Raw genomic sequence first — 23367 nt, 5'->3', positions numbered from 1 at the left:
TCGAGTCCCTAGCCGCGCGTCAGCGTGACTGTCCGCGAGGCCTGCCGGCCCGACAGGGACACGCCGAGCTTGAGCTTGACGGCGCCCTTGGCCTTGCCGAGCGCGCGCCGGGTGGCCGCCGACGGCCTGAGCGTGACGATCTGGCTGCCGGCGCCGGCGCACTTCACCGGCGCGGAGGCGAGCGTCGTGCGCTTGAGGCCCAGCCGCTTGGCCATCGACGCAGCCAAGGTCAGCTTCGCCGTGCCGCGCATCGCCTGCGTGCAGGTGACGCGCACCGCGAGCCCGCGCTTGGCGAAGCCGCTCACGGACGTCCGCACCGGCTCGCTGACGCCGAACCACGGCGCCGGCTCGGGCGCGGGCGCCGCGTCGGCGGTCTTCGGCGCCGCCGGCGGGGCGGCCTGGACCGCCGTGACCGTCACCTGGACCGACTTCGTCGTGACGCCACCGCGCTCGTCGGTGACCGTCAGCGTCGCCGTGTAGGTGCCCGCGGCCTTGTACTCATGCGCAGGGTGCGCCTCGGCCGAGTTCCCGCCGTCACCGAACGCCCACGCGCGGCTGTAGCCCTCGCCGTCCGGCTCGACCACGTCCGAGCTGAAGCGGACCGTGAGCGGGCCGGGACCCGTGGTCGGATCGGCCTCGATGGTGACCTGCGGCAACCGGTTGGCACCGCGCGCCACCGTCACGCGCACGGTGAACGCCTGCGACGTGCGCGTGCCGTCGGAAGCCGTGACCGTCGCGTCGTAGGTGCCCGGCGTCGTGTAGGTGTGCTTGACCGACGTGCCGGAGCCCTTCGCCGTCCCGTCGTCGAAGTCCCACTCGAGCGTGAGCTTGTCGCCATCCGGATCGGTCGCGCGGGCGCTGAACTGCACCGCCATCGGGTCACCGTCGAACCCGGCCGCGCCGTACGCCTCCTCGACGGTCGGCGCGCCGTTGCCCGGGGCGTCGGTCACCGTGATCTTGATCGTCTTGGTGGCCGTGGCCCCGCTCGGGTCGGTGACCGTCACGGTCGCGTCGAACACGCCCGGCGCGCCGTACACGTGGGTCGGGTTCGGGTTCAGCGACTTGCCGCCGTCCCCGAAGTCCCACGCGTACTTGAGCTGCGCCGGGTCCCCGTCGGGGTCGGCGCCGGTCGCCGTGAAGGTGACCGGAAGCCGCGCCGCGCCGCCCGTGACGCTGGAGGTGGCCTCCACCGTCGGCGGCAGCACGCCCGGCGCGGTGACCGAGACCGTGACCTCGCGGGAGGTCTGCTCGTCCTGCGCGTCGGTCGCCGTGACCTTCACCGTGTACGTGCCCGGCTGGGTGAACGTGCGCTCGACGGTCCGGCCGTGCACGGTGGCGCCGCCCGGGAACTGCCAGCGGTAGCTCAGCGCGCTGCCGTCGGGATCGAAGCCGGACGCCGAGAAGCGCACCGGCAGCGGCGCCGCACCCACGTTCGGGTCGGCGAACGCCTCGATCTGCGGGAAGCCCGGATCCGGCACGTCGATGCCGAACGCGATCGACTTGGCCGCCTCCAGGTTGCCGGCCTTGTCGCCGGAGCGGAACTCGACCGTGTGCTCGCCCTCGGCGGACACGAGCGCCTGCGACGCGAACGGGCTCGCGCCGGCCGTGTTGGCCGCCCTCGTCCACGCGCCGCCGTTGACGCGGTACTCGGTGAAGTCGACGCCGCTGCCGGCGCCCGCGCCGACCGTCGCCGTGCCGACCATGCCGGTCCAGGCGCCGTCGGTGAACCCGGCGTGCAGGCGGCAGATGAACCGCCAGGTGCCGGTCTGTGTCAGCGCCCGGGTGACCGGCGCCCCACCCGGGAACACGATCTCGGACGCCTTGATGATGTCCGGACCGTCCGGGGACGGGTTGCCGCCCGGCGGGACGAGCCACACGTCGTGCGCGCTGCCCGCGGTCGCGCCGAAGCGCCAGGTGACCGTGTCACCCGCGTTGAGGCTGATCGCCGCCGGCGTCCACACGGTGCCGTTGGCGTCGACGTTCTTGTTCTCCGCCGGCGCGAGGTCGAGCGCCGAGAACTTGACCGTGACCGGGCCCGGGTAGACCCGGCCGGGGCCGGGCGACGCCGGATCGAGCGCGGCGCTCGTGACCGGCGCGGTCGCGTCGCCCGTGGGCGTGCCGACCGTGAACGTCACGGTCTTGGTCGCCTCGACGTTGCCGGCGACGTCCGTCGAGCGGTACTCGATCGAGTAGGTCCCGTTGGCCGTGAACGCGGGCTTGCCGGCCGCGCTGTAGGGCAGCCAGTCCGCCGCGGCCGACAGCGCCTTGGGGGCCACGCCGGCGAACGCGCCGCCATGGTTGACGCGGTACTCGGTGAGCTTGACGCCGGAGGCGGCGTCGGCCGCGTCCAGCGTCAGCGTGACCGGAGCGGGATGCGGTCCGGCGCCGGTCGGGTTCGTCGACGCCGTGGTCGCCGGCGCCGTGGCGTCGAGCTTGACCGTGACCGACTTCGCCGTCTCCGCGTTGCCGGCCTTGTCGGTGGAGCGGTACTCGACCGTGTGCGTGCCGTCCGCCGTGAGCGCGATCGGGGCCGTGTAGGCCGCGAACGCGCCGCCGCCGACGCGGTACTCGGTCGTGTCGATGCCCGAGACGCACTCGCCGTCGTCGGCCGCCGAGACGGTCACGTTGACCGGCGTGCGGTGCCAGCCCTCGAGGCCGTCGGCCGCCGGGACCGTGTGCGAGCTCACCGGCGGCGCGAGGTCCTTCGGCGAGTCCGGCGTGAAGCGCACGTAGTCCGCGGACAGGTTCACGGAGCCGTTGCCGCCGTAGACGCCGATGTAGCGCGGCCCGCCGGCCTCGGGGAGCACCGTGTTGAGGTTCGCGCTGCCGAGCGCGACCCAGTTCGCGCCGCCGGCGCTCTCCGGGTCGGTCAGCGAGTAGGCGCCCGCGACCTGATCGCCGGTCCGCACGAGCCGCACCCACCACGTCGGCAGGTTGCCGGTGCCGAGGCCGGTCCGGGTCCCGAGCGTCCGGGTGCCGTTGACCTCCTGCGAGAGCTCGAAGTACGTGCCCGCCGCGCCGGTCGGGTTGCCGTCCGCGTTGCGGTTGTGCGCGAGCTTGATCCAGTTGTCGTTGCCCTGGAAGATCTTCACGCCCGCCTGGGCGTACTTGCTGCCCTCGCCGCTGTTGTCGGCGTTCAGGCCCGGCGCGGAGAGCTTCGCGACCATCGTGAAGTCCCCGGTCGGGAGCGGCTGGCCGAGGAAGCCGATCGGGCCCGGCCGGGTGAGGTCCACCGAGAACGCGCCGAGCGGCAGCACGAGGTTGCCGCCGGAGACGCTCGGCGCGCGCGTGCCGGTGGCCGGCGTCGTCGCGTGGCGGTAGCTCCACAGCGTCGTGTTGAGCGTGCCGTCGAACTCGTCCGAGCGTGCCGGCGTGCAGGCCGCACCCGCGACCACCGTGAAGGTGACCTGCTGGACCTCGGACGTGTTGTTCGCCCGGTCCACCGCCCGTACGCGCACGGTGTAGGAACCGCGGTCGGTGAAGCCGACCGGCGCCGTGTAGCGCGTCCACTCCGTCCCGTCCAGCGAGTACTCGATGCGGGAGATGCCGGACTGGTCGGTCGCGTTGAGCGTGAGCGTCGCGCGGCCCAGGTAGGCGCCGCTCGGGTTCTGACCGCCCGTGAGCGTCGGAGTGAGCACCGGCGCAGTCGTGTCGACCTGGTCGCCGATGAAGTCGATCCGCATCAGGCGGCCCGGCTGGCTGGACGGCAGCTGGGCGCGGCAGCAGTCGTGGTCCCAAGTCGCCAGGTACAGCGAGCCGTCCGGGCCGAACTTGACCGGGATCGGATACGAGTGGCTAGGGGAGCCGAACTGGCTGGAGCCGAACAGGCCGTTCACGCGCAGCAGGCTCGAGCCGTTGTCGCGCACGCGCGCCTCACGCCACCAGTTCTGGGCGCGGTCGAGCATCAGCCACGCGCCGTCGAAGTACGCCGGCCACTTAGTGTCGGACGGGTTGGACGCGTCGTACTTGTAGATCGGGCCCGTGATCGACTCCTGCGGGCTCGTCCGCGCGGGGATGCCGAAGCGCGCCGGGTGGTCGCCCGTGCGCTTGTGCCAGACGTCGGCGCCGATCGCCGGCCCGGGGAGCTCGGTCAGGCCGCTCTGGTTGGGCGACTCGTTCGGGATCGTCGCGGCGCCGCAGTTGAAGCGCTCGCCGCTCGGCCCGTTCGGGAACGTGTAGCGGTTGTAGGTGTTCGCGGTCGAGTTGTCGCCCGCGCACAACGGCCAGCCGTAGAAGCCGGGCTTGGTGACGCGGTTCCACTCGATGATCCCGGCCGGGCCGCGCGTGGTGCTGTTGGTCGCCGCGTCCGGGCCGTAGTCGCCGACCACGACCGTGCCCGGGTGCGCCGGGTCGGCCGCGACCGTGAACGGGTTGCGGAAGCCCATGGCGAAGATCTCGGGCTTGGTCTTGGCCGTCCCAACCGGGAACATGTTGCCCGCCGGGATGGCGTACGTCGTGCCCGCGCCCGCGGCGCCGGCCGCGTTCGCGAGCGGCTTGACGCGCAGGATCTTGCCGCGCAGGTCGTTCGTGTTGGCCGACGTGTTGCGCGCGTCGTAGCGCTCGGGGTAGCGCTGGTCCATCGGCGCGTAGCCGTTTCCACCCGCGCCGAACGGGTCGACGTCGTCGCCCGTGCCGATGTAGAGGTTGCCCTCCGAGTCGAAGCTCAGGCTGCCGCCGCCGACGTGCGCGCTGTAGGTGTTCTGGCCGGCGATGCCGTCCTCGTTGTCGTTGCCGACCTTGACCTTGGGGACCCGCAGGATCTCCTGCTCGGAGCCCGCCACCACGCCGGTGCCCTCCGCGTTGAGCGTGAAGCGGCTGATCACGTTGTGGCCGACCACGAGGCAGCTGTTGCAGCCCGGGTCCTGGCGCGGCGAGTAGTAGATGTACAGGCGCCGGTTGGTGGCGAAGTCGGGGTCGAGCGCCATGCCCAGCACGCCGTCGTTGGAGGACTCGTGGTCGGCGCGCGTGGGCAGCGTCAGCAGCGTGCTCGTCGCCTTGGTCTGCGGGTTCCACATCCGCAGCCGGCCCTCGGAGTTGATCGCCTGGTTGCCGATCTCGGTCCAGTAGACCTTGCCGTCGCGCGCGATGTCCATGCCGATCGCGCCGCGCAGGTCGTCGGCGAGCACGGTGCGCGAGAAGTTCGTCCACACCGTGGCGCCGCAGTCGGAGTCCTTGCCCGCCAGGCCCGCGACGTAGCGCACGCCGCCGACCAGGTGCTTGAGCAGGTTGTTGTCGCCGCCGTTCTCGAGGTAGGCGGCGGAGAAGTGGCCGAGGCTCGAGGACCAGATGCGCGCGCCCTCGTACATGCGGCACCACGCGATCGGGTGGTCCGCGCCCATGCGGGTGACGCCGTTGCCGACGTTGTAGCTCTCCTCGTCGAGCGTCATCAGCACGTGGTGCGTGCCGCGCACGTTGGAGGAGAACGTGTAGTGCTCGTCGCCGAAGCGGTAGGAGTCGGGCAGGTCCTTGGTCGACGGGTGGTGGCGGTCGGAGACCTCGACGGTCGCGATGTTGCTGGAGTCGGTCGCCGAGTGGCCCGGCATCAGCGCGCCGATCGCGCTGTCACCCGGCCCGTCCCACCACGGCCACGTGACCGCGCCGGCGCCCATGGTCACCGAGGCGTGCATCGCGGCGATGCCGCCGCCCGCGCGGGCGAAGGCCTCGATCGCCTGCTGTTCGGGCACCGTGAACAGCTGCGGGCTGGTCGTGTCGCCGCGGTTCAGCGACGACGCCTGCCAGAAGAAGATCGCGTCGTACTGCGCGAGGTTCGCGGGGGTGAAGATGGCCGGGTTGCCGACGGTCGTGTTGCGGCAGCCGGGCAGTGTCCCGCTCCCGGTGCCGTGCCCGCTGCAGGTGCGGTAGTCGCTCGCGACGCCGGCGGCCTGCAGCTTGGCCTGGATCAGCTCCACCACCGCGGGCTGGATCGCCTCGCTGCTTCCGGCGTGTCTGTAGCCCGTCGTCCCCGAATAGATGAGGACTTTGGCCGTGTCCTGCGCCGACGCCGCCGCTGGAGCCATCGCTCCCAGCGTCAGCAGCGCTACGACCAGCCCGATCCACTTCCGTGCCATCCCTCTCCCCTCGCACAACGCCTGTGGTGCTGATGGTCTGAGACGCCCGAAGGCGGCCGCCCTGACCAGGGGCGGCCGCCTTGTGATCACTCGGGCACTGCGGTCTTGCTACTTCGTCAGCGTCACCGAGCGCGACGAGTTCTTCGCCGCCTCGCCGCTGGCCTTCAGGCTCACGGAGAGGGTGACCTTCACGGAGCCCTTGGCCTTGGCCAGGGCCCGCTTGACGGCCTTGCTCGCCGTGAACTTCACGGCCTTGCTGCCGGCGCCCGTGAAGGACACCTTCGCGCTCGCGAGCGTGGTCGACTTCAGGCCGAGGGCCTTGGCGACCTTCTTGGTGACGACGAGCTTGGCGGTGCCGCTCATCGCCTCCGTGGCCGTGACCTTGACCGACAGGCCGCTCTTGGCGAAGGCGCTGACCGAGGTCCTGACCGGCTCGCCGACGCCGAACCACGCCGCCTGCTCGGGCGCCGGGGCGGCCGCGTTGGTCTTGGGCGCGGACTGCGTGCCGCCACCCTGGACCGCCGTGACCGTGATCTGGACCGACTTGGTGGTCACGCCGCCCTGCGCGTCCGTGATCGTCAGCGTCGCCGTGTAGACGCCCGGCGCGTTGTAGACGTGCGTCGGGTGGTCCTCGGCGGAGCCGGAGCCGTCGCCGAAGTTCCACGCGGACTTCCAGCCGTCGCCGTCAGCGTCGCTGATCTGCGAGCTGAAGCGCACCGTCAGCGGGCCGGGGCCCTGCTTCGGATCGGCCTCGATCGTGACCTCGGGCAGCGTGTTGGCCTTGCGCGCGACCGTGACCTGGATGGTCTTGGTGAGCTCGCCGCCCTTGCCGTCGGTGACCTTGACCGTCACGTCGTACGTGCCCGGCTGGGTGTAGGTGTGCACCGGGGACTGCTTGGTCGACTTGGCGGAGTCGTCGTCGAAGTCCCACTCGTAGCTGACCGTGTCCTTGTTGGGGTCCTTGGCTTCGGCCGTGAACTGCACCTGCATCGGGTCGCCGTTGAAGCCGACATGGCCCACCGGGGTGCCGTCCGTCGTCCACGCCGGCGCCAGGTTGGCCGCCGGGGCCGTGATCTTGATGGTCACGGTCTTCGTGGCGGTGGCGCCGTACTTGTCGGTCACCGTGACGCGGGCGGTGTAGTCGCCCGGCTCCAGGTAGACGTGCTCCGGCGTCGGGTTCACCGAGCGCTCGCCGTCACCGAACTCCCACGAGTAGCGCAGGCCTTCGCCCGTGCCCGTGGCCGTGAACGCGACCAGCGCCGGCGCGACCGCGGTGGTGCGGTCGGCCGTGGCGTCGACCGTCGGCGGGTTGCCGCCCGTGCCGCTGACGGTGACGGTGAGCTCCTTCGAGCTCTTGTCGCCCTCGTCGTCGGTGGCGGTGACCTTGACCGTGTACGTGCCCGCCTGCGTGAACGTGCGGGTCACGATCGGGCCCAGGACCGTCGGGCCGTCGGTGAACTCCCACTTGTAGCTCAGCTCGCCGCCGTCGGGGTCATAGCCCGAGGCGGAGAAGCGGGACACGAGCGGGGCCTTGCCCGAGGTCGGATCGGCGAACGCCTCGATCACCGGCGTGCCGGGCTCGGGGATGTCGATGCCGAACGCGACCGACTTGGCCGTCTCGGCGTTGCCCGCCTTGTCGACCGAGCGGAACTCGACCGTGTGCTGGCCTTCGGCCTCGACCGTGACCTGCGAGGCGAACGGGTTCGCCGTGCCGGTGTTGTTGGCCCTGACCCAGTCGCCCTGCGTCTCGCCCGTCTTGACGCGGTACTCGGTGTAGTCGACACCGGAGGGCTGCTCGCCCGCCGGAGCCGCCGTCACCGTGGCCGTGCCGACCATGCCGATCCAGCGACCCTCGTTCGGGTCCGGGAACGCGTGCACCTTGCAGATGAACGTGTAGGTGCCGACCGTGTTCAGCGTCTTGGTGACGGACGGGCCGCCCGGGTTGACCCACTCCGACTCCTTCGTCGGGTTGGCCCAGTCGCCGCCCGGCGCCACCAGCCACACGTCGTGCGGGAAGTGGCCGTCGGCCGGGAAGTCCCAGCGCACGGTGTCGCCCGAGACGAGGCTGATCGCGTCCGGCGCCCAGCGGTCGCCCGCGGCGGTCACCGCGACGGTCTTGCCGGCCGGCCCCGCGGGAAGCGGGTCCAGCGCCGAGAACTTGACCGTGACGGGACCGCTGTAGGTCTTGCCGGCGCCCGGCTGAGCCGGGTCCAGCGACTGCGACGTGACCGGAGCGGTCTTGTCGTTGTTGGGCGCGGTGATCGTGAACGCGATCGTCTTGGCCGCCTCCACGTTGCCCGCCGCGTCCGTCGCGCGGTAGTCGACGCTGTAGAGGCCCGGAGCCGAGAACGTCGGCTTGTTGGCGGCGTCGTAGGTCACCCACTCGGCCGAGGCCGTCAGGGCGCCGAAGACGCTGGCGTTGTTGACCTGGAACTCGAGCTTCGCCAGCCCCGAGCCCGCGGCCTGGTCCTCACCGGCGAGCGTGAGCGTGACCGGACCCGTCGACGGGGTCGTGGCCGGCTGCAGCGTCGCCGTCGAGGTCGGGGCCGCCTTGTCGACCTTGTAGGTGGCCGTCTTGGTGGCCTCGGTGTTGTTGTTCTTGTCGATCGAGCGGAACTCGATCGTGTGCGTACCGGTCGTCGTGAGGGCGATCGGCGCGGTGTACGGCGCGAAGGCGCCGCCGTTGACCTTGTACTCGGTGCGCTCGATGCCGGAGCCGTTGGCGCCGTCGTTGCCCGCGAGGGTGACGTTGACGTCCGAGGTGTACCAGCCGGCCGAGCCGTTCGGAGCCGCCGGCGCCGCCGTGGCGGTCGTCGTCGGAGCCGTGGTGTCCGCGCCCGTCGGGCAGTTGTCCGGGGTGACCCGGAAGTAGTCGACGTGCGCGATCGCCGGCTGGCCGTTGGACGGGAACGTGCCGCCCGCGGGCCAGTTGTCCTGCGCGATCAGGCCGATCCGCGAGCCGGTGGCGTCACGGCGCGGGCCGTTGGCCGGGTTCAGGTCCCAGAAGGACGCGTTGCCCGGGAAGGCGACCCAGTCGGCGTTCGCGGCGCTGGCGGGCGCCACGACCTGGTAGTGGGCCTGGATCGTGTTGGCCCCGTCCACGCGCCGGAAGCGCATCTTGATCGTGACCGGGCCGGTGTTGGTGGCCAGGATGTTGCGGTTGCCACCGGCCGTGGCGCGCACGCCCTCGGGCGAAGGCGTGCCGTTGGAAGCGGCCGGGTTGTCCTTCGAGCTCTCGACGTAGATCGAGCTGTTGCTGAGGCTGTGGGTCAGCGTGGAGCGGATGAAGTTGTTGTCACCGTTCCACACCGCCAGGCCGATGTTCTGCCAGCCACCGCGGTACTGCGCGGTGAACTGCGTCTCCACCGACCAGTCGGTGCCCAGGGAGGGCAGGTCCTGGCCGAGGAAGTTGATCGGGCCGAACGACGTCGGGTTCGTGGAGTTGTCGATCTCGAGGTCGTTCGTCGGCAGGTGGAGCTGGCCGTCGGAGACCGTCGGCGCGAGCGGGCCCGTGGTGGGCGTGCCGCCGTTGCGCGTGTGACGGATCCAGCGGGGCAGGATCTCCGTGCCGTCGAACTCGTCCGAGCGGTCGCAGACCGGCAACTGGACCTTGAACGTGACGGACTTGGTCTCCTCGGTGTTGGCCGCCTTGTCGGTCGAGCGGAACTCGACGACGTTGGTGCCGCTGCTGGAGACCGTGAGCTGGTTCGCGAAGGGGTTCTCGGAGCCCGAGTTCTCCTTCGTCGTCCACTGGCCGGCCACGCCGTTGGTGATCAAGCGGTACTCGGTCTTCTCGACGCCGGACGCGCTCGCGCCGGAGTCGGCCGCCGAGAAGTTGACCTTGACCGCGCGGTCGTAGGTGTCGCCGGTCGCCGGAGCGGCCGGGTCGAGCGTGGCGGTGGTGACCGGCGCCGCCGTCTCGCACGTCACCGGGTCCGGGCTGACGCGGAAGTAGTCCACGACCACGTTCGCCGGGGTGCCGTTGTACGGGTGCGTGCCGGCCGTGCCCGGGAAGTTCCCGCCGGCGATGATGCCGATGCGCGACCCCGCGGCGTCACGGCGAGCGCCGGACGTCGGGTTGAGGTCGTTGAACGTGGCCGCACCCGGGAACGCGACCCAGTCCGGGTTCGCGGCGCTCGCCGGAGCGATCACGCGGTAGTGGGCCTGGACCGTGTTGGAGCCGTCCACGCGCATGTAACGCATGCGGATCGTGACCGGCTGCGACTGGTCGGTGACGATGCCCACCGAGCCGCCGGCCTGGACGCGCGCGCCCTCCGTGCTGCTCGGGTTGTCCTTGGACTGCTCGACGAACGAGCGGCCCTGGTTGAGGTCGTGCGTGATCGTGGCGCGGAAGAAGTTGTTGTCCCCGTTGTGCACGATCAGGCCCGTGTGCTGCCAGCCGCCGGTGAACTGCACCGTGAGCTGGGTCTCCACGGTCCAGTTGGTGCCGAGCGACGCGAGGTCCTGGCCGATGAAGTTCACCGGTCCGACGGCCGTCGTCGTGGAGTTCGAGTCGAGCTCGAAGTTGTGCGTCGGCAGCGTCAGCTTGCCGTTGGCGAGCGTCGGAGCGAACGCGCCCGTCTCGGGCGTGCCGCCGTTGCGCGTGTGGCGCAGCCACTGGGAGCTGAGCGCGCTGCCGTCGAACTCGTCCGAGCGGCCCGGCGTGCAGCCCGCGCCCGCGAGGATGCGGAACGTGGCCGACTTGACCTCGGACGTGTTGTTGACCTTGTCCGTCGCGCGGTAGTCGACGGTGTAGTTGCCCGCGGCGTTGAACGCGACCGGCGCGGTGTAGGCCGTCCAGGCGCCGCCGTTGGTGCGGTACTCGACCGTCTGGACGCCGGAGCCGCCGACCTCGTTGTCGGTCGCCGTGAGCGTGAGCGTGGCCGAGCCGACGAAGAAGTCGCGCTGGTCCTTGTTGCCGGCCGTGGCCGCCGTGACGACCGGAGCCGTCGTGTCGTTGATCTTGAGGATCTCGAACGTGGTCGTCTTGACCGTGGCGACGTTGTCCTTGCGGTCGGTCGCGCGGAACTCGATGTTGTAGGTCTTGCCCTCTTCGAACGTGACCTCGTTCGAGTACGGCTGCCACTCGCTGGCGCCGACCTCGCGGTACTCGATGTTCTTGACGCCGGCGCACCCGGAGTCGGTCGCGGCCAGGCGCAGCTTGGCCGAGTTGACGTAGGTGTTCGGGCGGTCCGGATAGGCCTGCCCGGTCACCGTCGCCGACGTGTTCGGCGCGTTGGTGTCGGTCAGGCACTCGTCCTGGACGTTGAACGAGATCTTGACGATCTGGTTCTGCTGGGCCGCGTTCGTCTCCGAGCGGCAGCAGCCGACCGAGTAGCGCGCCATGTACAGGTTGCCGTCAGGGCCGAACTGCGTCCCGATGACGAAGCCCGAGTTGGCGTTGTTCGGGTTCACGCCGCCGTTCCACGGCAGCCAGTCCTGCACGCGCAGCATCTGGTTGTTGTCCGCGCGCATCTTGACTTCCTTCCAGAAGCCGGAGTCGCCGCGGTTGTTGATGAACCACGAGCCGTCGTAGTAGGCCGGGAACGCGCCCTGGCCCGCCGTGGCGGCGTCGTAGCGGTAGATCGGACCGGCGACGGGCTGCATGCCGCCGGAGGCCAGGTTGCCGAAGGCAGCCGGCTGCGTGCCGGGGTAGTTCTTCCACACGGTCGCCTTCTCGACCGGACCGGGCAGCGTGTCGAGGCCGTCGAACGTCGGCTCCACCGGCGTCTGGCCCGTGGGCGCCCAGCGGATGTCGGACGAGACGGTCGACCCGTTGCAGTCGTAGCGCTCGCCGGTCGAGGTGCTCGTGGCGTAGTTCCACTTGAACATCGAGTTCGCGGCCGAGTTGTCGCCCACGCACAGCGGCCAGCCGTGGTTACCCGCCTTGTTGAGGAGGTTCCACTCGCACGTGCCCGCCGGAGAGCGGGTGGCGTTGGGGGTGCCGTTGTCGTGGCAGTACTCGCCCGTGCCCACGATGCCCGGGTTCTTCGGGTCGGTGTGCAGGGTGAACGGCTGGCGGAAGCCCATCGCGTAGATCTCGGGGCGGGCCTTCGCGGTGCCGACCGGGAACAGGTTGCCCGTCGGGATGCCGTAGGTCGTGTCCACGCCCGGCGTCGCGTCGACGGGGATGTCGCCGAGCTTGGGCGCGATGCGGATGATCTTGCCGCGCAGGTCGGCCGAGTTCTGCGACGTCTTGCGCGCGTCCCAGCGCTCCTTGGCGCGGAAGTCCATCGGCGCGTAGCGGTCGTGGCCGCCGGCGTTCGGGGACACGTCGTCGCCGATGCCGAGGTAGAGGTTGCCCGCGGAGTCGAAGTCCATGCCGGCGCCGCCGACGTGACCGGGGCCGGAGTCGGACGGACCGCCGGGGAAGCCGGCCGGCGAGCCGGAGATCTTGGCCTTCGGGACCTCGAGGATCTTGCGCTCGGAGCCCGGGACGACGGCCGTGCCGTCCTCGGTCAGCGTGAAGCGGCTGATCTGGTTGTAGCCCACGACCATCGCGTTGCCGGACGTCGGCCACGCCGCGTTGCGCGGCGAGTAGTAGACGAAGAGGTGGCGCTTGTTCGGGTCTGAGAGGTCGAAGCCCGGCTGCAGCGCCATGCCGAGGACGCCGTCCTCGGAGTTGCCGTGATCGGCGCGCGTGGGGATCGAGGCGACCGTCGTCTTGTTGTTGGCCGGCTTGGTCGGGTCGTGCATCTTGATGTAACCCGTCGACTCCATGCCGATCGGGTTGCCGATCTCGGACCAGTAGACCTTGCCGTCCTTGGCGACGTCGATGCCGATCGGGTTGTTGGCGTCGGCGACGACGACCTCGCGCGTGTACGACGACCAGACGGTGCCGGCGCAGTCGGACTTCTTGCCTTCACCCGCGACCCAGCGGACGCCGCCGACGATCGTCTTGATGAGGTTGTTGTTGCCGCCGTTCTCCGTGTAGGAGGCGCCGAAGTGACCCATCGACGTGACCCACGTGCGGCCGTCGTTGTAGGCCTTCAGGTTTGGCTGCGGCGGGTTGGAGCCCGGGATGGTGGTGTTGTCGTTGATCGCGTCGCCGTCGTAGAGCTTGCACCACGTCAGCGGGTGGTCCTGGCCCATGCCGTTGCCGCCCGGCGTGTAGGTGCTCTCGTCGATCGTCGTGAGCACGTGGTGCGAGCCGCGCACGTTGCGGCGGAAGTTGTAGTGCTCGTCGCCGAACCCGTAGGTGTCGGGAAGATCACGCGTGGCGAGGTGGTTCTTGTCGGCGACCTGGATCTGGCCGACGTTGTTGCGGTCGGTGATCGCGTGGCCGCGCATCGTGGCGCCGACGACGGAGTTGCCGTTGTTGCCGTCCCACCAGTCCCACGTCTCGACCGTGGTGCCCATGTCGGTGGCGTTGTGGACGCCGGCGATGCCGCCGCCGTTCTGGACGTACTTGATGATCGCCGCCTTCTGGGCGTCCGACCACAACGGGCCGGGAGGCCCGGCCGAGGAGTTCAATAGAACGATCGCGTCGTACTTGGCGAGGTTCTCGTCCGTGAAGATGCGGGGGTTCTTGTCCGGGTTGTCGCAGTTGTTCGCGGCGCCGCCGTTGCCGACGCAGTTCTCCCAGTCCACCGTGTAGCCGGCGGCCTGGATCGCGTTCTGGACCGGCTGGCGACCGTTGTCGATGGCGTCCGTGTGGCGGAAGCCGGTCGTGCCGGTGTAGAGCAGTACGCGCTTGCTTTCCTGCGCGCCGGCGAGCGCCGGCAGCAGCATCGTCGCGAGCAGTGCCGCGAGCGTGGCGCACCACAAGACGGCGCGCCGTCCGGGCACGCCCAGGTGACCTCGGTGGATCATCCCTCGAACTCCTCCTCCCCGGGGCCTATTCCTCTCCCCCGGACTGTGTCGCTGGCTTTCTTGCTTTACGCCTTCTGCGGCGGACTCTTCCTGAGTTCGGCACAGACCCTTGAGCGAAGCTACTCCACTTCAATCTTCGCTGTCAAGGCTTTTGTAGTAGCGGCCGACCTAAGTGCTCATCTTGGAGGGCCACCAGTTCCGCTCGCCGAGAATTACGGCGACGGACGGCACGAGCAGGGCTCGGACGAGGAACGTGTCGACCAATAGGCCGAGCGCCACGACGAATCCCACTTGGAACAGCGACTCGAGCGGCAGCGCCATCAGCACGCTGAACGTGGCCGCGAGCACCAGGCCGGCGCTCGTGATCACGCCGCCGGTCCGCTCCAGGGCCGTGATGACGGCCTGGCGCGTGGTGGTGCCCGCGCGGGCGCGTTCCTCCCGGATGCGCGCGAGCAGGAAGACGTTGTAGTCGACCCCGAGCGCAACCAGGAAGATGAACGCGAACTGCTCGAGGGTGCGGTCGCTTGCAGGCTGGCCCATCACGTGCGTGAACACGAGCGAGCTGACGCCGAGCGCGAAGCCGAAGGACAGGATCACGGTCGCGATCACGTACAGCGGCATGACGACGGCGCGCAGCAGCACGCCGAGGATGAGCAGGATGAGCGCCAGGCCGATCGGCAGGATGAGCCACGTGTCGCGCGCCATGGCCTGGCGGGTGTCGTAGGCCTCGGGGACCTCGCCACCGAGCAGCACGGAGCCGCTCGCCGCCGCGTTGGCGGCACGTCGTAGTTCGGGAATCGAGTCGGTCGCCGCATCCGAGAACGGATCCATTTTGAGATAGGCCTGCGCGACCGCAAGCTCTGAGTCCTGGCCATTGGTCGGGACCGACGCCGCGGAGAGGTACATCTCCTCGATCGGCGTGGCCATCCCCTCCGTCAGACGGGCGATCACGGCCTCGCGGTCGTCGTAGTCCATGACGAACTCGACCGGCGCGGCGCGGCCCGGGATGAAGCGCTCGCTGATGATCTGCTCGCCGCCCACCGACTCGGGCGGCGTCCGGAAGGCCTCCGAGAAGTCCATCGGCTCGCGGCCGCCCACGGCGCCGAGCGCGCCGGCCAACAGCAGCAGCGTGACGGCGGCGGCGATGATGCCGGGGCGCCGGTCGACCAACCGGCCGACCTTTGCCCACAGCGGGGCGACGGGGCGCGGCGTCGCCTCCACGCGCGGGACGGCGGGCCAGAACGCGCGCCGGCCCAACGCGCCCAGCAGCGCGGGCAGCAGCGTCAGGCCGGCGACGACCATCACCGCGATCCCGAGCGCCAGGATCGGGCCCATCTCGCGCGTGGCGTTGAAGTCGGCGAGGACCAGAACGAGCATCGCGGCGATCACGATCGCGCCGGCCGACAGGATCGCCGGGGCGGTGCGCTCGCTCGCGCGCCGGATCGCCTCGTCGGGATCCGCCGTCCGGCGCAGCTCGTCCCGGTAGCGCGCGACGAGCAGCAGGCAGTAGTCCGTGCCCGCGCCGAACATCAGCACGATCAGGATCGCGGTGCTCTGGCCGCTGGCCGTGGTCACGCCCGCGCGCACCAGCAGATACGTCAGCCCGCCGGCGATGATGTAGGCGACGCCGACGACGAAGATCGGCACCAGCGCCATCAGCGGCGAGCGGTAGATCAGCAGCAGCAGGACGATCAACACGACGCAGGTGACGATCAGCAGCGTCTCGTCGATCGTCTTGACCGCCTCGCTGCGGTCGGCCTCGAAGCCGACCTCGCCCGTCACCCACGCGCGCAGGCCCGTCTCGTCGCCGGCGGGCGGCGGGACGATGTCGCGGATGGTCTTGACCGCGAGCTCGGCGACCGGCGTGCTGTCGTCGGTCAGCGCCACGCTCGCGAGCGCGACCGATGCGTCCGACGAGGTGAGCAGGCCCGGGCCGCCCGGGCTCAGGTCGAGCGGGTCCTCGTCACCGCACGAGAGGCCGTAGGCCGAGCCGACCAGCTTCAGGCTCGGGATCGTCCCGGCGGAGCAGATGCGCGCGCCGTCGTCGACGATGCGCTGGCGATCGGCGCTCGTGATCCCGCCCTCGCGGAGGTAGGCGATGACGGCGACGCTCTCGCTGCCCGCGCGGAAGCGCTCGTCGATGACCCGCTTGGCCCCGGCCGACTCCGACCCGCGGGCGAGGAAGGTGTCGCTCTCGTCCGCGGCGCGGGTCTGCAGCGGCCCCTGCAGCGGGACCATCGCGAGGGCAAGCAGCAGCCAGGCGCCGATTACGGCCCAGCGGGGCATCGGTTAGATGCCGCCGCCGACGCCTTCGATCTGGGTGACGCGGCCCTTCTCCGTGTAGACGTAGATGAGCTTCGGGTTGAGCTCGATCGGGACCGGCTGGCCGACGCCGTCCTGGATGGACACGACGATCTCGCACCCGCTCTGCCCAGCCTTTTGTTGAGCGTCGGCGAGCGGCATCCCTACCAACTCGGCGGTGTCGAACGCGTCCTTGGCGGGCTTCAATTCCGGTTGACCGCTCGCGTCGGTCTTGCCCGTCGGCTCCAGGGGGCACCTGATGGCGCTCAGGTTGGTCCCCTGCTTCGTAGTCGTCTCCTCCTCGCCGCCTCGCGCCGCGATGACGATGCTCACGGCAGCGAGCACGGCAACGCAGGCGAGGGCGAGCAACCACCTCTTCCTCACGGGTCCGAAGCTAGCAAGCACGCGCGGTGATGACAATGACTTCTGAACGCTGGGTCCTCACACTTTCGTCGAGGAATGGTGGGTTTGCTCGATCGTTGTGCAGAACCGTGCTAGCTTCGGTCACCGATCGACCGAAACCTCGTTTCTCGGTCGTGGAGCGTTGAGGAGAACGTGTCAATGAGGACGGATCGGAGCCGGCTACGCCGGCCTGGCATGGCTGCCGCGGTCGCTGCACTCGCGGTCGCCGGGATCATCGGCGGCGTCGGCGTCGCCGGAGCGAGAGAGAACCGCACGATCTTCTCGGTCGAGAACGGCATCAAGGACAAGTGCTTCTCGAACACCGAGAAGACGACGTGTGAGACCGGTGAGCGCGCCGATCTGACGATCCGCACGGGCGACACGGTCGTCTGGAACTTCAAGAACGCGAACGGCATGCCGCACAACGCGGCGTCGAAGAGCTCGACGCCCGCGAACAAGGCCTGGAACGAGCGGGGACCGAAGAAGGACGGCATCACCGACATCCAGGCGGGCGGGACGACGTCGTGGACGTTCGGCGAAGAGGGCGAGTACCAGTTCTTCTGCTCCGTCCACCCGACCATGGTGGGCACGATCACGGTCGAGGGTGAGCCGGTGGAGACGCCCGAGCCGACCCCGACCGAGGAGCCCGAGGAGACGCCGACCGAGGAGCCGGAGGAGACGCCGACGTTCTCGGCCACGCCGTCACCCTCGCCCCGCGCGACCGCCTCGCCGGACGATCACCTCAACACGCCGGCGCCCGGGAAGGTCGCCAAGGCCGACACGACCGCGCCGCGCTTCCAGCAGCTGCGCGCGAAGACCGTCCGTGAGGGCGCCAAGCTCAACTTCTGGATCTCCGAGCCCGCGACGCTGCAGGTCAGCGCGCGGCGCAAGGGCTCCAAGCGCACGCTCACGACGGCGACGTTGCATGTCGGCCTCGGCACCCGCTCGGTGGTCCTGCGCAGCAAGAGCCTGCGCGCGAAGGGCACGTACACGATCGAGTACCGCGCCGTCGACGCGATGGCCAACAAGAGCCTCGCGGGCACGACGACGCTGAAGGTGAAGTGATGACGGGGTTTCGAGCGCCTGCCGACGCCGGGTCTTCGCGTCGGGACTTCATGGTCAACGGCTTCAGCTCGATCGCGCTGCTGTGCACGATCGCCGCGCCGGACGTGCTGCGTCCGCGCAAGGCGACGGTGACCTCGGCCGCGATCCGCTCGCAGGCCAAGTCGCCGTTCGCGCCGTTCCAGCGTGACCTGCCGCGGATCCCGGAGCTGGTGCCGAACATCAGCACGCGCACGCGGGACACGTACGCGATGACCGTGCGCGAGGGCCTGGCCGAGGTGCTGCCCGGGTTCCAGACGCCGATCTACGGCTACGACGGCGTCTACCCCGGCCCGCTGATCCGGGCCAAGAAGGGGCGCGAGGTCGTCGTCCGCCAGACCAACGCGCTGCCGTTCGACACCAACGTGCACCTGCACGGCGGCTACGTGCCCGCCGCGCACGACGGGCACCCGATGGACGTCATCGCGGCCGGCGGCTCGTTCGACTACCACTACCCCAACGAGCAGGACGCGGCGACGCTCTGGTACCACGACCACGCGCACGGCCGCACGTCCAAGACGCTCTATTACGGGCTGGTCTCGATGTACCTGCTCGAGGACGAGCTGGAGACCGAGCTGGGGCTTCCGCAGGGCGAGTTCGACGTCCCGCTCGTGCTGGCCGACCACGCGTTCAACAAGGACGGCTCGTTCCGGTACGCCGAGAACGTCGACATCGGCTTCCGCGGCGACACGCTGCTGGTCAACGGCGCGATCTCCCCGCGCATGGCCGTGCAGCGCCGCCGGTACCGGCTGCGCTTCCTGAACGCGTCCAACGCCCGCTCCTACGCCCTGCGCCTGGGCAACGCGCGCGCGATGGTGCAGATCGCCGGCGACGGCGGCCTGCTCTCGCGCCCCGTCCCGCGCACCAACATCCCGCTGCACCCCGCTGAGCGCGTCGAGGTCGTGATCGACTTCTCCCAGTACGGGCCCGGGGAGGAGCTGACCCTCTACAACGTCGACACCGAAGCCGGTGGCGGCACCACCCCGATCATGCGCTTCGACATCCAGGGCGGGAAAGCCAGCGAGGACTTCCGCGTTCCCACGCGCCTGCGCGACCCCGAGCCGCTCCCCGCGCCGACCGTTCGCCGCCGCTGGGACCTCGCCCTCGGCAGCGCCGCCTGGCAGATCAACGGCCTGTCCTGGGACCCGAACCGCATCGACGTGCGGCCGCGGCTCGGCAGCACCGAGGTCTGGACGTTCGTCAACAACTCAGGCCGCGTGCACCCGATGCACCTGCACGGGTTCCTGTTCCGCGTGCTCGAGCGCACCAGCGGGCCCGTCGAGCTCGCCGACCGGCTCGGCTGGAAGGACACCGTCGGAGTGCTGCCCAACGAGACGGTCACCGTGCTCGCGTGGTTCGCCCCCTACAAGGGCAAGTACGTGTTCCACTGCCACGCGCTCGAGCACGCCGACAAGGCCATGATGCTGCAGATGGAGATCGTCTGATGCGCGCGCCGCTGTCGGCCGTGGCGCTTGCCGCCACCGCCCTCGCGTTTCCCGCGGTCGCGGTCGCCGAGGTCAAGGTCCAGGCCGTCGACGGCACCAACGTCTGGTCGCAGACCGAGGTCCGCATCAAGGTCGGTGAGACCGTCACCTGGTCCTTCGCCGGCACCGCGACGCCCCACAACGTCCAGGGCAAGACGCCCGCCGCGTGGGACACGTTCAAGTCCGAGGTCGCCGTCGCCGGCCCTGACCGCTCCTTCACCTTCCAGCAGCCGGGCACCTACCGCTACATCTGCTTCCTGCACGAGAGCACGATGTTCGGCGACGTCTTCGTCTCCGACGAGACCGGCGCCCCACCGCCTCCGCCTCCGCCGCCGCCCCTGAGCGAGCAGCCGTTCGCCAACGACACCCCGCCGCTCACGAGCGTCGAGGTCCGCGACACCGTCGTCCCGACCCTCGACCGCGTCAAGGCCACCCGCGTCGATCGCGGCGTGCGCGTGCGGTTCCGCCTGTCCGAGGCCGGCAAGGTCACGGTCAAGCTCACCCGCGGCAAGCGCGTCGTCAGGACCCGCACCGTCGAGGTCGCCAAGGGCACCGGGTCGCTCAGCCTGCGCGGCCTGAAGGCCGGCAGCTACCGCGTGCAGGTCAGCGCGAAGGACCTCGCGGGCAACGCGGCCAAGGCCGCGTCGCGCGCCCGCGTCACCGTCCGCCGCTAGCTGAGTCCGAGCGGCGCCGGCGCGGCGGACGCCCCCTCAACGACGAAGCGCGCCGCCACGACCGTGGCGACGCGCTTTGTCTCAGATCAGCTCGACGTCGACTACGGCGTCGGGCTGGACAGCGTGAACGTGAGCGTCTTGGTGTACTCGCCCGCCGACAGCGCGTCCGTGTTCAGGACCGACTGACGGAAGTTGAGCGGCACCGCGGCGCTCGCGAGCGGCGCCGACCAGAGGGCGACGACGCGGGCGTTGGTGGCGTTGCTGACGTCCTGGTAGTTGCCGAACCAGTCCGCGACCTGCATGTTGCGGCCGATCACGGACGTGCCGTTGACCAGGCGGCCGGTGTTGGTGGCGCTCGCGTCATGGACGGCGAGGCGCGTGGCCGGCCAGGAGCTCGTCACGGTCGCGGTGCCGCGGCCCTGGTAGGTCGCGGTCACGCCCGGGGCGAACGGGTCGAACCGGATCTCACCGATCGAGAGCCCGAGCGAAGCCGGGACCGCCGCCTTGACCGTGCCCTCGGCCGTGACCGGGGTGTTGATCCAGAAGGAGACGGACTTGGCCGCGCCCATGTTGCCGCCCTTGTCGGCGGCGCGGTACTCGATCGTGTACGAGCCCTGCTCGGTGAACGTGCCCGCGGCCGTCAGCGAGGCCTGCAGGTTGCCCGCGCTGGTGCGGACCCACTGGCCCGCGACGCCGTTGAGAACCTGGCGGTACTCGATGTAGTCCATGCCGGCGTGCGGCTGGCTCGGGTCCGGGTTGGCCGGGTCGGTCGCCGAGAAGTTGACCGTGACCGGGCCCGTGTAGGTGCGGCCCGCGCCCGGCGTGGCCGGGTCGAGGGTCGCCGTGACCTCCGGCGCCGTCGTCTCGTCGTAGACCTCGAAGGAGATCTTGACGATCTGGACCTGCGAGTTGGCGCTGGTGCCCGTGCGGCAGCAGCCGACCGGGTAACGGGCCATGTACAGCGCGCCGTCGTCGCCGAACTGGGTGCCGATGACGAAGCCGTTGAGCTGGTTGGCGGCGTTGCCCGCGTGGTTGTACGGGAGCCAGTCGTTGACCCGCAGCATCTGGTTGTTGTCGCTGCGGAGCTTGACTTCCTTCCAGAAGCCGTCCGTCGAGCCGCGGTTGTTGATGAACCACGAGCCGTCGTAGTAGGCCGGGAAGCCGCCGCTGCTGGCCGTGGCCGAGTTGTAGCGGAAGATCGGCCCGGCGAGCGGCTGCATGCCGCCGGCCTGCAGATCACCGAAGTCGGCGACGCGCTGCATGCCCTGGTTGCCCACGGTCGGGTACTTCTTCCAGATCGTGGCGGGCTCGGGCTTGGGAATCATGTCCAGGCCCGGGAACGTCGGCGGAGCGGCGGTCTCGCCCTCCGGCGCCCAGTTGATGTCGGACGGGATCTGCTCCTTGGAGCAGTCGTACTGCTCGCCCGTCGGGACGCCGGTGCTCGGAGCCGCGGCCGTGCCCGTGTACTTCCAGCGCCACGCGGTGTTCGCCGGCGAGTTGTCGCCCACGCAGAACGGCCAACCCGCGTTCTGGGCCTTGCCGACCAGGTTCCACTCGCACACGCCGGCCGGGGCGCGCTGCGCACGGTCGGTGTTGTTGTCGTGGCAGAACTCGCCCACGCCGATCAGGCCCGGGTTCTTGGCGTCGGTGTGGAGCGTGAACGGCTGACGGAAGCCCATCGCGTAGATCTCGGGACGGGTCTTCTCCGTGCCGACCGGGAACAGGTTCCCCGCCGGGATGGAGTACGTCGAGTCGACGCCCGGCGACGCGGACGACGGGATGTCGGCCAGCGACGGCTTGATGCGCAGCACCTTGCCGCGCAGGTCGCCCGTGTTGGCCGACGTCTTGCGCGCGTCCCAGCGCTCGGAGGCGCGGTAGTCCATCGGGATGTAGCGGTCGTGACCCGGAGCGTTCGGGGACACGTCGTCGCCGACGCCGAGGTACAGGTTGCCCTCGGAGTCGAAGTCGAGGCCGGCGCCACCCACGTGGCCCGGGCCGCCGTCCGTCGGACCGCCCGGGAAGCCGGCGGGGTTGCCACCGATCTTCGCCTTCGGGACCCGGAGGATGATGCGCTCGGAGTTGGGCTCGACCGACTTGCCGTCCGCGGTCAGCGTCCAGCGGGAGACGACGTTGTAACCGACCGCGATGCGGGCGTCCGCGTTGGACATCGGCCAGTTGTCACCGACCTGGGGGCGCGGCGAGTAGTACGCGAACACGTGCCGCTTGTTCGGGTCGGCGAGGTCGAAGCCCGGCTGGAGCGTGAAGCCCATCACGCCGTCCTCGGAGTTGCCGTGGTCGGCGCGGGTCGGGATCGTGACGACCGTGGTCTTGTTGCCGGGGGCGCCCTTCTGATCGTGCATGACGATCGAGCCCTCGGAGTTCCACGAGCTGTTCGCGTTGCCGATCAGGCCCATCTCGGTCCAGTAGACCTTGCCGTCCTTCGCGATGTCGATGCCGATCGGCTGGTTCGCGTTGGCGACCAGGACCGTGCGGCGGAAGCTCGACCAGACCGTGCCGGAGCAGTCGGTCTTCTTGCCCTCGCCGGCGACCCAGCGGATGCCGCCGAGCATCATCTTGACCATCGGGCCGTCGCCACCGTTCTCGGTGTAGCGGGCGCCGTTGTGGCCCATGCCGGTGACCCACGTGCGGCCGTCGGTGTAGTCCTTCGGTGTCGACGTGCCGTCGTTGATGCCGCGGCCGTCGTAGAGCTTGCACCACGTGATCGGGTGATCCTGGCCCTTGGCGTTCGGGCCCGGGTTGTAGGTGCGCTCGTCGAACGTCGCGAGCACGTGGTGCGTGCCGCGGACGTTGCGCAGGAAGTTGTAGTGCTCGTCCGACAGCGTCCACGTGTCGGGCAGGTCCTTCGTGGACAGGTGGTTCTTGTCGGCCGTCTGGACGGTGGCGACGATGTTGTTGGCGGAGTGACCCGGCATGGTCGAGCCGACCATCGAGTTCGGGCCGCCGTCCCACCAGTCCCACGCCGAGCGGCCGGCGGCCGCGTCGGTGGCGTTGTGGATGGCCGCGATGCCGCCGCCGTTCTGCGTGTACTTGATGATCGCGGCCTTCTGCGCGTCATCGAGCAGCGGGCCCGGTTTGTTGCCGCCCGCCCACGACCACGACATGTTCAGGAACACGACCGCGTCATACCGGGCGAGGTTCGCGTCCGTGAAGATGCGCGGGTTCTTGTCGGCGTGGTCGCAGTTCGTCGCGACGGCGGTCGCCCCGCCGTTGTCGACGCAGTCCTCACGGTCGACCGTGTAACCCAGCGCCTGCAGCTTGGACGTCAGCGTGGGGACGCCGCCGTTGATGCCGTCGGTGTGGCGGAAGCCCGTCGTGCCCGTGTAGAGCATGATCCGCTTGCCTTCGCCCTGTGCCGCGGCCAGGCCCGGCAGCACGAGACCCAGCAACAGGGCCATCGTCATGCCGAGCAGGAAGACGCGCCGTCCGGGCGCGCCGATACCCAACCCTCTTACCACTGATTTCTCCTCCCCCGAGGCCCCCTCAGACCCCGGATACGCGTTCGTT

General features: G+C 70.2%; 8 protein-coding genes. 3 read left to right on the top strand and 5 right to left on the bottom strand.

All coding sequences use genetic code 11. The features are described 5' to 3' along the window. Positions 1-8: 8 nt before the first annotated feature. The 4 genes from OJ962_RS14120 to OJ962_RS14105 form a co-directional block, all read right to left on the bottom strand. Positions 9-6068 (bottom strand): OmpL47-type beta-barrel domain-containing protein, encoded by a 6060-nt coding sequence (locus OJ962_RS14120; RefSeq protein WP_202955323.1) that lies wholly within the window; start codon positions 6066-6068, stop codon positions 9-11. Between the two features lie 108 nt (positions 6069-6176). Further along, positions 6177-13880 carry an OmpL47-type beta-barrel domain-containing protein gene (locus OJ962_RS14115; RefSeq protein ID WP_202955322.1) on the bottom strand — a complete coding sequence of 2568 codons (7704 nt, stop codon included), beginning with the start codon at positions 13878-13880 and terminating at the stop codon, positions 6177-6179. Between the two features lie 168 nt (positions 13881-14048). Next, complete coding sequence (locus OJ962_RS14110; protein ID WP_202955321.1) at positions 14049-16166, bottom strand: MMPL family transporter; 2118 nt, start codon at positions 16164-16166, stop codon at positions 14049-14051. 3 nt (positions 16167-16169) lie between these two features. Beyond that, the gene (locus OJ962_RS14105) at positions 16170-16550 is read right to left on the bottom strand and encodes a hypothetical protein (RefSeq protein ID WP_270006410.1); all 381 of its coding nucleotides are present in this window, start codon (positions 16548-16550) and stop codon (positions 16170-16172) included. Between the two features lie 228 nt (positions 16551-16778). Between OJ962_RS14105 and OJ962_RS14100 the strand changes: the two genes are divergently transcribed. The 3 genes from OJ962_RS14100 to OJ962_RS14090 are packed head-to-tail and all read left to right on the top strand — an operon-like array spanning position 16779 to position 19842. Continuing rightward, positions 16779-17648 carry a cupredoxin domain-containing protein gene (locus OJ962_RS14100; protein WP_202955319.1) on the top strand — a complete coding sequence of 290 codons (870 nt, stop codon included), beginning with the start codon at positions 16779-16781 and terminating at the stop codon, positions 17646-17648. Beyond that, positions 17648-19129, top strand: coding sequence for a multicopper oxidase family protein (locus OJ962_RS14095; protein ID WP_202955318.1), 1482 nt, complete (start codon positions 17648-17650; stop codon positions 19127-19129). Before OJ962_RS14100 ends, OJ962_RS14095 begins: the two co-directional genes overlap by 1 nt. Beyond that, on the top strand, positions 19129-19842 hold the full coding sequence (locus OJ962_RS14090) for a cupredoxin domain-containing protein (protein ID WP_202955317.1): 714 nt from the start codon (positions 19129-19131) through the stop codon (positions 19840-19842). The genes OJ962_RS14095 and OJ962_RS14090 overlap by 1 nt, the downstream gene beginning before the upstream one ends. A gap of 101 nt (positions 19843-19943) precedes the next feature. Here OJ962_RS14090 and OJ962_RS14085 read toward each other — a convergent pair whose 3' ends face one another. Further along, complete coding sequence (locus OJ962_RS14085; protein WP_202955316.1) at positions 19944-23318, bottom strand: ThuA domain-containing protein; 3375 nt, start codon at positions 23316-23318, stop codon at positions 19944-19946. Between the last annotated feature and the right edge of the window lie 49 nt (positions 23319-23367).

Source organism: Solirubrobacter deserti (genome assembly GCF_027587175.1).
GTDB classification, from domain to species: domain Bacteria; phylum Actinomycetota; class Thermoleophilia; order Solirubrobacterales; family Solirubrobacteraceae; genus Solirubrobacter; species Solirubrobacter deserti.
The sequence above is the reverse complement of the archived record's forward strand: the minus strand, read 5'-3'. Positions and strand labels throughout refer to the sequence as shown.